The sequence below is a fragment of the Pseudoalteromonas sp. SG43-7 genome (genome assembly GCF_014164295.1).
GTDB classification, from domain to species: Bacteria; Pseudomonadota; Gammaproteobacteria; order Enterobacterales; family Alteromonadaceae; genus Pseudoalteromonas; species Pseudoalteromonas rhizosphaerae.
In genome coordinates, this window is the sequence record NZ_JACJEY010000022.1 from 19,436 (window position 1) to 31,340 (window position 11,905).

Annotated in this window: 10 protein-coding genes; 6 read left to right on the top strand and 4 right to left on the bottom strand. The window is 41.6% G+C overall.

Translation table 11 applies throughout. The features are described 5' to 3' along the window. Positions 1–8: 8 nt before the first annotated feature. Positions 9–1,343 (bottom strand): GH1 family beta-glucosidase, encoded by a 1,335-nt coding sequence (locus H5200_RS11665; RefSeq protein ID WP_310736232.1) that lies wholly within the window; start codon positions 1,341–1,343, stop codon positions 9–11. A gap of 291 nt (positions 1,344–1,634) precedes the next feature. Here H5200_RS11665 and H5200_RS11670 point away from each other — a divergent pair, with 291 nt between their 5' ends. The 3 genes from H5200_RS11670 to H5200_RS11680 all read left to right on the top strand — a co-directional run bounded on the left by H5200_RS11670 (position 1,635) and on the right by H5200_RS11680 (position 6,091). Then, on the top strand, positions 1,635–2,849 hold the full coding sequence (locus tag H5200_RS11670) for a sugar MFS transporter (protein WP_259399204.1): 1,215 nt from the start codon (positions 1,635–1,637) through the stop codon (positions 2,847–2,849). Positions 2,850–2,865: 16 nt separating this feature from the next. Next, entirely contained in the window at positions 2,866–5,373 is a 2,508-nt protein-coding gene (locus H5200_RS11675) for an exo 1,3/1,4-beta-D-glucan glucohydrolase (RefSeq protein ID WP_182761537.1), read from the top strand. A gap of 121 nt (positions 5,374–5,494) precedes the next feature. Next, positions 5,495–6,091 (top strand): fumarylacetoacetate hydrolase family protein, encoded by a 597-nt coding sequence (locus tag H5200_RS11680; protein WP_182761538.1) that lies wholly within the window; start codon positions 5,495–5,497, stop codon positions 6,089–6,091. On the opposite strand, the gene H5200_RS11685 is transcribed toward H5200_RS11680, so the two are convergent. The 3 genes from H5200_RS11685 to H5200_RS11695 form a co-directional block, all read right to left on the bottom strand. Further along, positions 6,030–6,971 carry an ABC transporter substrate-binding protein gene (locus tag H5200_RS11685; protein ID WP_182761539.1) on the bottom strand — a complete coding sequence of 314 codons (942 nt, stop codon included), beginning with the start codon at positions 6,969–6,971 and terminating at the stop codon, positions 6,030–6,032. The genes H5200_RS11680 and H5200_RS11685 overlap by 62 nt on opposite strands. A gap of 209 nt (positions 6,972–7,180) precedes the next feature. Next, complete coding sequence (locus H5200_RS11690; RefSeq protein WP_149981211.1) at positions 7,181–8,233, bottom strand: aldo/keto reductase; 1,053 nt, start codon at positions 8,231–8,233, stop codon at positions 7,181–7,183. A gap of 15 nt (positions 8,234–8,248) precedes the next feature. After that, complete coding sequence (locus H5200_RS11695) at positions 8,249–8,680, bottom strand: thioesterase family protein (RefSeq protein ID WP_182718304.1); 432 nt, start codon at positions 8,678–8,680, stop codon at positions 8,249–8,251. Between the two features lie 146 nt (positions 8,681–8,826). On the opposite strand from H5200_RS11695, the gene H5200_RS11700 reads away from it, so the two are divergent. The 3 genes from H5200_RS11700 to H5200_RS11710 all read left to right on the top strand — a co-directional run bounded on the left by H5200_RS11700 (position 8,827) and on the right by H5200_RS11710 (position 11,848). Further along, a complete protein-coding gene (locus H5200_RS11700; protein WP_259398497.1) occupies positions 8,827–9,030 on the top strand; it encodes a hypothetical protein in 204 nt (67 codons plus the stop codon). 66 nt (positions 9,031–9,096) lie between these two features. Continuing rightward, positions 9,097–10,149: a DNA polymerase IV gene (gene dinB / locus H5200_RS11705; protein ID WP_182718305.1), complete on the top strand. Its 1,053-nt coding sequence runs from the start codon at positions 9,097–9,099 to the stop codon at positions 10,147–10,149. Positions 10,150–10,324: 175 nt separating this feature from the next. Next, the gene (locus tag H5200_RS11710) at positions 10,325–11,848 is read left to right on the top strand and encodes a leucyl aminopeptidase family protein (protein ID WP_182718306.1); all 1,524 of its coding nucleotides are present in this window, start codon (positions 10,325–10,327) and stop codon (positions 11,846–11,848) included. The last annotated feature ends 57 nt before the right edge of the window (positions 11,849–11,905 follow it).

Consider the following 11,905-nt stretch of genomic DNA (forward strand, 5'->3'; position numbering starts at 1 on the left):
TGTTGTTATTATTTTTTGCGCTGTGTGAGCAATGCGCGATATTGTATCGCGCTCTCTTTTAGTATGCGTTGCTGGTTTTCATAATCAACATAAACGAGACCAAAGCGTTTTTCATAGCCGTATGCCCATTCAAAGTTATCCATTAAGCTCCATGCAAAATAACCCTGTATATCAACCCCTTGTTCAACTGCGTCATGCACTGCATTGAGGTGGGTATGATAATAACTAACGCGCTCTGTATCGAGTACTTGGCCATCTTGTAGTGTATCTGCCATGGCCGCACCATTTTCAGTTACATAAACTTTAGGTAGTTGGTATAGCTCATTTAATGATACTAACAATTCAGTTAAACCTTGTGGATAGACTTCCCAGCCCATGTCAGTTACAGCTATGTTGTTGATTTGTGCTTCGGCAAACCAGTTATCATCAGTGTTTTTGTAGTGTATGCGGGTATAGTAATTAACGCCAATAAAGTCGATTTTTTGACTGATTATCGCCATATCATCAGCAGCTATATGGGGTTGCACTTCACTACTGAGGCTATTTAAAAGCGCCGGATACAGACCTTCTAAAACTGCTTTGATATACCACTGATTGTGATATTGATCGGCTAATAATGCTGCTTGTGTATCGTTTTCTGTCAGTGGATAAGCTGGGCTGAAGTTAAGTACAATACCAGCTTCTATATTAGGGCAATTGGCGCGCAGTACTTGCATGGCAAGACCATGGGCTAACAATAAATGATGAGCCGCCTGACGACCTGCTTGTTGGCTTTTAATACCGGGTGCATGCACACCCACTTCATAGCCTAAATAGGCACTGCAAAAAGGTTCATTTAAAGTCGCATAAGAGTCAACTAAACCTGTCAACTGCTTGGTAACTAAATCAGTATAGTGAGCAAATGCATAGGCGGTGTCACGGTTTAACCAGCCACCGTTATCTTCCAAGTGTTGGGGTAGATCCCAGTGATATAAGGTGACATAGGTCTTGATATTGCGTGCTTTTAAAGCCGTTAATAAATCACGATAAAAGCCAATGCCTTGCTGATTAATACTGCCATCTTGATGCAATACGCGCGGCCATGAAATTGATAATCGGTACGCATCAACGGCTAAGTCAGCAATCATTGCGATATCTTGTTGCCATAGTTCAACATGGTTACAGGCTGTATCGCCATTGCTATTGTCTGCGATGGCGCCTGGTTGGTTGCAAAAAGTATCCCAAATAGATGTCAGGCGAGCGCTGCGAGCTCCCTCAATTTGAAATGAGGCTGTGGCTACACCAAAGGTAAACTGAGGTTTAAGTAGCGCAGAGCTAGGCGGTAGAGAAATAGTTTTAAACACGATTAGGTGCATCCTTTAACATTCAGTTTTGGCAATTACTTTTACATTAAGCACAGCATAGTCATTAAAAATGGAAGCGCTTGCAGAATGTTTGTAAATAAATTGCTAATTTTGATTTATATGATATAAATGTAAGCGCTTACATTTTATGTTGCAACTATTATTTGCTTTTTTTAAGTAATGAAAAAGTACTTTAATAAACGTAACGAACTGATAATTAAAATAATTAGAGAGTTTAATATGGCAAACGTCACACACAATTTGGCAACGAATGAACATAGCCTACAACCAATGGGCAAACAAACGTTTGCTTTAACGTCGTTGACCACCTTATTTTTTATGTGGGGGTTTATTACGTGTCTAAACGATATTCTGATCCCCTATTTAAAAGGGATGTTTTCACTCAATTATACCCAAGCGATGCTAATCCAATTTTGTTTCTTTGGGGCTTATTTTGTGATGTCGATACCCGCTGGTAAGTTGGTGAGTAAAATAGGTTATCAATTTGGCATTGTGGTGGGCTTAGTGGTAGCAGCGGTTGGTTGTGCATTATTCTATCCCGCAGCCGTAGCGCATGTTTATGAGCTATTTTTATTGGCGCTATTTGTACTGGCTTCGGGTATTACCATCTTACAAGTGTCAGCCAATCCATACGTAAGTGTACTTGGCGCAGCAAAAACAGCGTCGTCGCGTTTAACCATGACCCAAGCATTTAATTCGTTAGGTACTGCGGTTGCGCCAATCTTTGGTGGCTGGCTTATTCTAACCGAAGTCAGCCAAGCAACCGCAGAGCAAGTTAAACTTCCTTATTTAATGCTTTCAGCAAGCTTGCTGGTACTTGCGGTGATTTTTGCTTTTTTAAAATTACCTAAACTTGGCAAAGCAGCTGATGCTGAGAGTGAAAATCAATATGTTGAGAACTTTATTGATTTAGGTAGTGTTTGGCAGTATCGCCATTTAATTTTAGGAGCCATTGGCATTTTTGTTTATGTCGGTGCTGAAGTCGCAATCGGCAGCTTTTTAGTAGGCTTTTTAACCTTAGACCATATTGCGGGTTTTACTGAGCAGCAAGCCGCACATTATATTAGTTATTACTTCGCGGGCGCCATGATAGGACGCTTTATTGGTGCTGCCATCATGCAAAAACTCAATGCAGGTAAGGTATTGGCATGTCATGCATTACTTGCCGTGGTACTGGTGTTAATGGCGATGACAGGACAAGGGGCATTAGCAATGTGGGCTATTTTGTTGGTCGGACTATGTAACTCAATTATGTTCCCAACCATCTTCAGTTTAGCCCTTCAAGGCCTTGGCAAATATACCTCTCAGGGTTCAGGTATTTTATGCTTAGCCATTGTCGGTGGTGCAATTATTCCATTATTACAAGGCGTCTTAGCTGACAATTTTGGTGTGCAATTAGCACTATTACTGCCTATCGGCTGTTATTTATATATTACTTACTTTGCGCTATTTGGCTCAAAAGTAACAACCTCAACTCGTCATTGATAACTAGGTGGACAACATGACAATAACAAAACCACGTACTCTATTGGTAATGATGATTGCAGCAATGGCGATGAATGGCTGTTCGCAATCAGAACAAACAGCAGCGACCAATGAGATTTGGCCGATGATCAAAAGCGGTGTTAAAGACGATGCCAATATGGAGCAAAAAATTGCTGACTTGCTCGGCTCAATGAGCTTAGAACAAAAAATAGCCCAGATGATCCAACCTGAAATTCGCGATATTACAGTGGAAGATATGCGTCAATATGGTTTTGGTTCTTACCTTAATGGCGGTGGGGCTTTTCCTAATAATAATAAACATGCCACGGCTGCTGATTGGATTGGACTAGCCGAAAAAATGTACCAAGCATCAGTAGATGATTCCCTTGATGGTAGCCGTATCCCAACTATGTGGGGAACCGATGCAGTTCATGGTCATAATAATGTTATTGGTGCGACGTTATTTCCGCACAATATCGGTTTAGGTGCGGCTAACAATCCACAGTTGATTGAAAAAATTGCTGCAGCGACCGCCCAAGAAGTGATGGTAACCGGTATTGATTGGGTGTTTGCACCTACCGTTGCTGTGGTACGAGATGACCGCTGGGGCCGCACTTATGAAGGGTATTCAGAAGATCCACAAATTGTTAGAGATTACTCAGCCGCAATAGTAAAAGGCTTACAAGGCGCAGTTGATCAAGACTTTTTATCAGATAAACGGGTGATCAGTACGGTTAAGCATTTTATTGGTGATGGTGGTACACAAGGCGGTGATGACCAAGGTAATAATATTACCAGCGAAGCAGAGTTATTTACCATTCATGCGCAAGGTTATGTGGGAGGCTTAGGTGCTGGAGCACAAACAGTTATGGCGTCGTTTAATAGCTGGCATGGCGAAAAAATCCATGGCAGTAAATATCTCTTAACTGATGTGCTAAAAGGCAAAATGGGTTTTGATGGCTTTGTTGTGGGTGATTGGAATGGTCATGGACAAATTCCTGGTTGTACCAATGGAAACTGTGCACAAGCCGCTAATGCCGGCCTTGATGTATACATGGTGCCTACTGATGCATGGAAGCCACTTTATGAAAACCTTATCGCACAAGTTAACAATGGCACAATTGCGCAATCACGAATTGATGATGCGGTAACGCGTATTCTGAGAGTAAAAATGCGTGCGGGTTTATTTGATAAAGCAAGTCCTGCAAATCGTCCACTTTCAGGAAAAACAGAGGTCATTGGTAGTGCTGAACATCGTAAAATCGCAAAACAAGCAGTTCGCGAATCTTTAGTACTCCTAAAAAACAAACAACAGTTACTGCCGCTTTCGCCAAAAGCAAATGTGTTAGTAGCCGGTCTAGGTGCTGATAATATCGGTATGCAATCTGGCGGTTGGAGCATTACTTGGCAAGGTACGGGGAATCAGAATAGCGATTTTCCAGGTGGCACGTCGATTTTGGATGGTATTGAACACACTGTTAAGCAAGCGGGCGGGCAAGTTCAGTATGACTTAAACGGTGAGTTCAATACTCGTCCAGATGTCGCTATTGTAGTATTTGGTGAGCAACCTTACGCAGAAGGCAATGGGGATTTAGATAATCTTGAATATCAGCGGGGTAATAAAACGGATTTAGCGCTACTGCGAAAATTCAAGCAAGCCGGTATTCCCGTTGTATCGTTATTTATTAGCGGCCGCCCAATGTGGGTAAACGCAGAGCTTAATGCCAGTGATGCGTTTGTTGCGACGTGGTTGCCAGGTAGCGAAGGGGATGCAATTAGCGATGTGTTATTTGCAAATGTAGATGGCTCAGTAAATCATGATTTTAAAGGCAAGCTGTCGTTTTCTTGGCCGAATAACCCAGTTGATAACGAAAATCGTGGTGATAAAGATTATTCGCCATTATTACCGTATGGTTTTGGCTTAACTTATTCAGATAAAAACACCTTACAAGATGATCTTGTTGAACAAATGGGAACGTCACAACAGCTTGATGATTTAGTCTTGTTTGAGCGCGCGGTTAAAGCGCCATGGAGTCTGCATTTACAAAGTGGTGAGCAGCAAAAAGTGATGGCAAGTAGTCGCGAATCAATCGGAGCTGTTAGCGTTAAAACCTTTGATAAAGAAGTTCAAGAAGATGCGCGTGCAATTACCTTCAGCGGCGATGAACTAGCAGCAGTGCGTTTAAGTGCGGCATTCCCATCTGATTTACGTTCGTTTGTTGAAAAAGCAGGGCAGTTACAAATGCAAATTAAGGTTGAGCAAAGTGCCGATGCCCCGCTTTGGCTTGGTATGCAATGTGGTGATGATTGCCAAGGTAAATTGGATATTGCTAAGCAGCTAAATGCAACCAATGAATGGCAGACTTTAAGCATTGATTTACGGTGTTTTTCACAGCAAGGTGTTAATTTAGGGCAAGTATTCTCACCTTGGCAGTTAAGTACAGCTGCGCCATGGCAGGTATCGATTGCGAAACTCAACATCACCAGCGAGCATGTATCTACTGAGGTTATTTCATGCCAGTAATGCCTTTGTTAGGCTTAACACCACTGACATCGATCTAGATAAATAGCAATACGAAATTAATTGCCAATAAACGTCATAAAAAGTAGTCTAGGCTGCTTTTTATTGAATAGGAAAGATCGAAATGAAACCAGTGAATCCATCAAAAGTCATTTGTATTGGTCGTAACTATGCTGCGCATATTACTGAGCTTGGTAATCAAGTGGCAGACGAAATGGTGGTGTTTTTAAAGCCGCCAAGCGCGATAACAAATACCTTAATGTGTACTCATAAGGATGAGCAATTACATTTTGAGACTGAAATTTGTTTTCAAGTTAACAATGGCTGTTTAGCTGCTGTGGCGGTGGGACTGGATTTAACTAAGCGAGATTTACAGAGTAAATTAAAAGCCAGCGGTTTACCGTGGGAACGCGCGAAAGCCTTTGATGGCTCTGCATTGTTTAGTGAGTTTGTACAAATAGACGAACAAGCTATTGAGCATTTAAGTTTAACCTTACTGATAGATAATAAGGTGCGACAACAAGGCGGCGTAGAGTTAATGCTTTATAAACCCGCGGTTATTTCAGCCCAAGTTAGTGAGTTTATGACTTTAATTGATGGCGATATTATTATGACTGGCACACCTGCAGGAGTAGGAGCTGTGAACGCAGGAAGTACATTTATTGCTCAGTTACACTTGGGCTCAGACTTATTGGTTCAGCAAGAGTGGTTGGCTGAGTAAGTTTTAATATCTGTTGTTGATATTGTTGATCAAAATCCGCAAAGGTATTTTCAAGCAATACACGCTGTGTTTGCTGGTACTTTGCAGACGGCAGTATGCTATTTGTTAGCACTCGATTTATTTTTTTTAAGGCATTATTAGCAAAATTATTAGGGGCATTGGTTGAGCAGCCAATCGCACCTAAAACCAGCTTATCGGCGTGATCGGCAATAGGTAAGGTTACTACATTATCAAATTCGCTGAAGCGGTTGTAGTAATCGGCTAAAAAAGGATAGTCGATAGTGTAATCAATATACCCATGATTGAGCCGATTGATCACCGAGCTGCTTTCGTTTTCACTGTTCCAACTTAATGATGTATGTTGGTCGCTTTTAGTATTTCGAGCGATGGTATTTAACTCTGGAGTAAATTTACGCGCAGCGGATTGGCCAAAAATAAATTTATTATCTGTCAGTAGTTTAACTAAATTTATCGGTGAACTGTGTTGTTGGCTAATTACTTTCGCTGTTTTAGCTGAGGCAATGATAGCAAATGGTGGGTACACCGTTGTTGGCACCGAATAGATCACTCGGGGGGTGTTAACTTTACGGTGGATCATACAAGGGTAACATGCTTGTTGACCTTCATCGAGGTACTTGCCTATACGTTTTTGCGGCAACATTTCGCGGGTATGCTCTATATCGGGTAACTCAATGATGAGCTGTTCGACTAAGTAATCACATAAGCCTCCATCTGGAGTTTGCGCTGTTTTAGCCAGATGAAAAGGCGCCGCATCACTTTGGAGCCAAGTTATGTGAGTTACTTCATCGGTATTATTAGCAAGTACATAGGTGCTTGAAAAAAAAGAGAATAATGTAACGAAGTAATAGACAATACGCATAGCTATATTTACTTTATCCGCTAACAATTTAAATCGAGTATACAATAACTAATATTTTGCGCTACTAAAGGATGGTAAATTATTGCATTAAGTTAATTTTTTAATGCTGTAGTGGTGTTTTTTTGATTCACTATTTGTGAGTAGGTTGTTTTTCAAGTGTTTTAATCTGGTGGAAAGCCCAAGCATTGATAATGATTGGGCTTTATTGATTAAAATGGCATTGGGTATTGCTTAAATACATTACCAATATCAGTTAAAGCTTGTTCGCTTAATTCGATGTTGAACGCGGCAATGTCATCTTTTAGTTGTACTAAGCTGGTTGCACCAATAATTGAAGAAGTAACACCATCAACTTGGTCACACCATGCAAGCGCTAATTGTGCTGGGGTTATTTGGTATTGCTGGGCAATTTCAACATAGTGGCTGATTGCTTGTTGCGATTGTGCTGTGTCACGGAATAAACCATTACGCTGCACCAGTGTCCAGCGGCTACCATCGGGACGTGCGCCATTTAAATATTTTCCACTTAACATACCGCCTGCTAAGGGTGACCAAGGTAAATAAGCAATATCTTCGTGAATACATTGCTCTATTAGATAAGGCCAATCTTTAGCGTGTAATAAACTAAATTCATTTTGAATAGAGACCATGCGCGGTAAATTGTGTTGTTCACTTAATCGTAAAAATTGGCTAATACCCCATGGCGTGTCGTCAGAGAGACCACAATGTTTAATTTTACCAGCTTTAACACAGTCGTTTAAACCTTCAAGAATATCGAGCATACCCGCTGTGTGTTGCTCTGTATTGGCGTCACTAAAACGGATCATACCTGGCCATTGTTTGCTAAAGTGCGGTGATTGACGATTCGGCCAATGTAGTTGGTATAAATCAATTACATCGGTTTGTAGGCGTTTTAATGACTCGTCAACTGCATGAACGACTGCTTGACGAGTAATATCGCCGCCATCGCGTATCCAAGCTAGGCCATTGCCAGCAATTTTAGTGGCGAGCACAATATCGTCTCGCTTACTTGGATTACGCGCTAACCAATTACCGATAATTTGCTCTGTTTTTCCGTACGTATCTGGAGTGGGAGGGATGGCATACATTTCTGCAGTATCAATGAAGTTTACGCCATGCTCTAAGGCATAAGCAATTTGCTCATCAGCATCTGCTTGATTATTTTGTACGCCCCACGTCATGCTGCCTAAGCATACACGAGACACATTGAGACCACTGCTACCAAGTGGGTTGTAACGCATAATGATTCCTTACTTTTATGATTCTCGGCTGTACTTATGTAATGCAGCCAATAATGGCTCACTTAATTGTGCTTTCTTACCCGTTTTAAAATTAAACATCACCACTTGCGATGACCCTAATGTAGTCAAGGCATTTTGCGCTTGGCTAAATACTCTGTAGTGCATCATAAAACGGTCTTTTTGAATATCACTGATGGTAACGCCTACCAACACTGTATCAGGAAATGTGACAGGGCGTTTATAACGCGCGTTATTTTCACTGATCACAGGACCAATACCTGTTGTTTGTAAATCTTCGAGTAAATTTATTTGATTAAAAAAATCAATTCGAGCAGTTTCAAAATAACGAAAATACACCACATTATTGACATGTTGTAAGGCATCCATTTCTCCCCAAGCAACATTAATTGCTGTATGGATAGGATGTTGTTCTATGAATGATTGCATATTCGACAGCTCTTTAAAGTAAAAACGTAGATTAGCAATTGGTGCTGTTTAGCTCAAGATAATTAGGAAAACAGTGAAAATGTGCTAGTTTTAGTAGTTCACGGTTACGTAAATGAATACTTTAATCTGATTTAAAGGAGCTAATTATGAATACAGTGACAGCAAAAATAATGAAACGCTTAGCGCTACTGGTGGTGATCTGTTTAGCATTAGTTTGTTATGCGATGGGCAATGCTTCTGGGATGGTGATACTAATCGTAGTTGGTTTTATTTTAGAAGGTGCTTTTTGGTTATTCGGTGCGAGGTTATTTAATCGTAAAAAATCTTCACAGCAAGAATCATCGAGCTGATGACTTGCTAATAAATCAAACTTAATGAATAATAACTGTTCATTTGTACAGTACTTGGTTTGAGGAATGAAAAAGTTTATTCATATTGACATGGATTGCTTTTACGCAGCGGTCGAAATGCGCGATAACCCCGCGCTTGCTAATGTACCTTTGGCAATTGGTGGCAATAGTCGCCGTGGAGTGCTCTCTACAGCAAATTACATCGCCCGCGAATACGGTGTGCGATCTGCGATGTCTAACTACCGTGCTAAACAATTATGCCCAGATTTAGTGATTGTACCAGGGCGTATGCAAGTTTATAAACAAGCCTCTTCGCAAATTCGTGCTGTATTTAAGCACTATACCGATCTTATAGAGCCTCTTTCTTTAGATGAAGCTTACCTTGATGTGACTGACAGTAATGCATGCCATGGTAGTGCGACCTTAATGGCAGAGCAGATCCGCGCCGATATTTTTGCAGCCACCGGTTTAACTGCTTCGGCTGGAATTGCGCCGATAAAATTTATTGCCAAAATTGCCAGTGATGAAAATAAACCGAATGGTCAATTTGTAGTATTGCCTGAGCAAGTGGATGACTTTTTAGCGCAATTACCTTTGGGTAAAATACCCGGGGTCGGTAAGGTTACCCTTGAAAAACTCAATTTAAAAGGCTTATACACCGGTGCTGATGTGCGCGCTAAAGGGGTTAATTGGATGCAGCAACACGTTGGTAACTTTGGGGTCTCGCTGTATCAAAAATGTGCCGGTTTACATATTGGTAAAGTATCCACAGAACGTACCCGTAAATCGCTCAGTGTTGAGCATACCTACGAATATAATAAAACCAGCTTACAAGCGTGTTTAGATCAATTGCCAATATTATTGGCTGAGCTTCAACGTCGATTAACAAAACAGCAATTAGAGCAACGTATAAATAAACTCAGTGTCAAAGTGAAGTTTGCTAATTTTGTGGTGACATCGGCCGATCAAACTTGCCACCGACTTGATGAAACTATCTTGGCTGAGCTGCTGAGCAAAGCATATCAACGTGGCTTGCAGCAGCCAGTGCGGTTACTCGGTGTAGGGGTCGGTGTTAAAAATGAACCGCAGCAACATGTACAGCTGAGTATATTAGACTAAGATACTGCGCGCTATTTGCTTCAATCAACGATAAGTGGGCAGTGAGTAACTGCTTTATTTTACACTGTAACTCCAAGTTGCCAGCGTTATGTTAGCTCGTCGTACATTGCTGGCAATAGCTATTTAAATCAATGATAATAAGCTCCTACGTTTTTTGACAACAGGACCTTTTTTTATGGCATATCCTCACGCAGTTGCAGCCCCGCAATTAGATAACGCAAAACATGATGCGCTTATTATTATTGCCGATAATTTTTCTGAGTTAGACGATCCGAATCTAAGCCAAGCTATTAAAGCGCAAATGGCGGTTGATGCACGTATTGGTAAGCAAGTCACGCTGCTTGTTGTTGATTCTAAACGGGTGATTTTAGCGCCGACAGGTCCATTAAATCGTGATTATGACGATGTACGTCGTTATTTTGATGCAGCTAAATTGGCTATTAATGAAGCTAAAGCATCAGGCAGTACAAAACCTGCTATTTACTTACCACAAGCAAGCCAAGATAGCCGTTATCAGTATGCCTTAGAAGTTGCTTATCTTGGTGCTTGCCAAGCGTTGTGGCAGCCGCTTGAGGCGCGCGAGTTTCATGGCGAAAGCATTGAACCGATCACTCAAATAGCCTTGTTTGGTGCTAATGAGCAAACAATTAAAGCAGTGAATGCCATTGCCGCAGGGCAGTATGCTGCTCGTGATTTATGTGGCACTGAGCCTGAGCGTATGGCGCCACCACGTTTTGCTGATTACTGTGTGGATTTATTTAAAGGCAGCAAGGTCAATGTTGCAGTGATTGCAGATATTGCCACGATTGATAAAGAGTACCCGATGATGAGTACCGTAGCTCGCGCTTCATATGCGGTTGAGCGTCATCACCCTCGGGTTGTAAAACTTGAATATGTACCAGAGGGCGAAGTAACACGTACCTTAATGTTTGTCGGTAAAGGCTTAGTATATGACACCGGTGGTGCCGATTTGAAAGTGGGCGGGCATATGGCCGGTATGAGCCGTGATAAAGGCGGCGCAGCCTCTGTTGCTGGTTTTATGAAATCAGTGGCAGACTTTCAACCACAAGGCGTTAAAGTTATTGCATACTTAGCGGTAGTTCGTAACTCAATTGGTTCTGATTGTTTTGTACCAGATGAAATTATTACTAGCCGTGAGGGCGTACGTGTTCGCATCGGTAATACGGATGCAGAAGGGCGCTTAGCTATGGGGGATTTACTCAGCGAGATGAAAGATTTAGCAAAAGGAGAAGTTAATCCTGAAATCTTTACGGTCGCAACCTTAACCGGACATGCAGCTCGTGCAATGGGACCTTACAGTGCATACGTTGAAAATGGCCCTGCACGTGCGGCTAATATTTCTCGTAAGCTGGCTGACAGTGGTGACTTATGGGCTGATGGTGCAGAAGTTTCTCGCAGCCGTCGCGAAGACTATGATTTTATTAAACCGCGTACTTTAGCTGATGACGTATTATCAAGTAACAATGCAGCATCAGCAGTTACCGCACGTGGTCATCAGTTCCCTATGGCATTTTTAGCTATTGTTGGTGGCCTTGATAAGCATGGTTGTGAGTCAGCACAGCCTTTACCTTATGTGCATATGGATATTGCCGGTAGTGGTGTTGAAGGTGGTGATTGGCAGCACGGTAAACCAACTGCAGCAGGCCTAAGCAGTTTATTTGCTCGTTACTGCTTATAATAAGCAGTATTAAATACAACAGCCCCGTCATATAAAATGACGGGGCTTTTTTGTAAT

What these genes read in the sequence shown, in the direction of transcription:
- H5200_RS11670 (WP_259399204.1), top strand. Translation starts at nt 1,635, where the DNA reads ATGGGCAAACAAACGTTTGCTTTAACGTCGTTGACCACCTTATTTTTT.
- H5200_RS11675 (WP_182761537.1), top strand. Translation starts at nt 2,866, where the DNA reads ATGACAATAACAAAACCACGTACTCTATTGGTAATGATGATTGCAGCA.
- H5200_RS11680 (WP_182761538.1), top strand. Translation starts at nt 5,495, where the DNA reads ATGAAACCAGTGAATCCATCAAAAGTCATTTGTATTGGTCGTAACTAT.
- H5200_RS11685 (WP_182761539.1), bottom strand. Translation starts at nt 6,971, where the DNA reads ATGCGTATTGTCTATTACTTCGTTACATTATTCTCTTTTTTTTCAAGC.
- H5200_RS11690 (WP_149981211.1), bottom strand. Translation starts at nt 8,233, where the DNA reads ATGCGTTACAACCCACTTGGTAGCAGTGGTCTCAATGTGTCTCGTGTA.
- H5200_RS11695 (WP_182718304.1), bottom strand. Translation starts at nt 8,680, where the DNA reads ATGCAATCATTCATAGAACAACATCCTATCCATACAGCAATTAATGTT.
- H5200_RS11700 (WP_259398497.1), top strand. Translation starts at nt 8,827, where the DNA reads ATGAATACAGTGACAGCAAAAATAATGAAACGCTTAGCGCTACTGGTG.
- dinB (WP_182718305.1), top strand. Translation starts at nt 9,097, where the DNA reads ATGAAAAAGTTTATTCATATTGACATGGATTGCTTTTACGCAGCGGTC.
- H5200_RS11710 (WP_182718306.1), top strand. Translation starts at nt 10,325, where the DNA reads ATGGCATATCCTCACGCAGTTGCAGCCCCGCAATTAGATAACGCAAAA.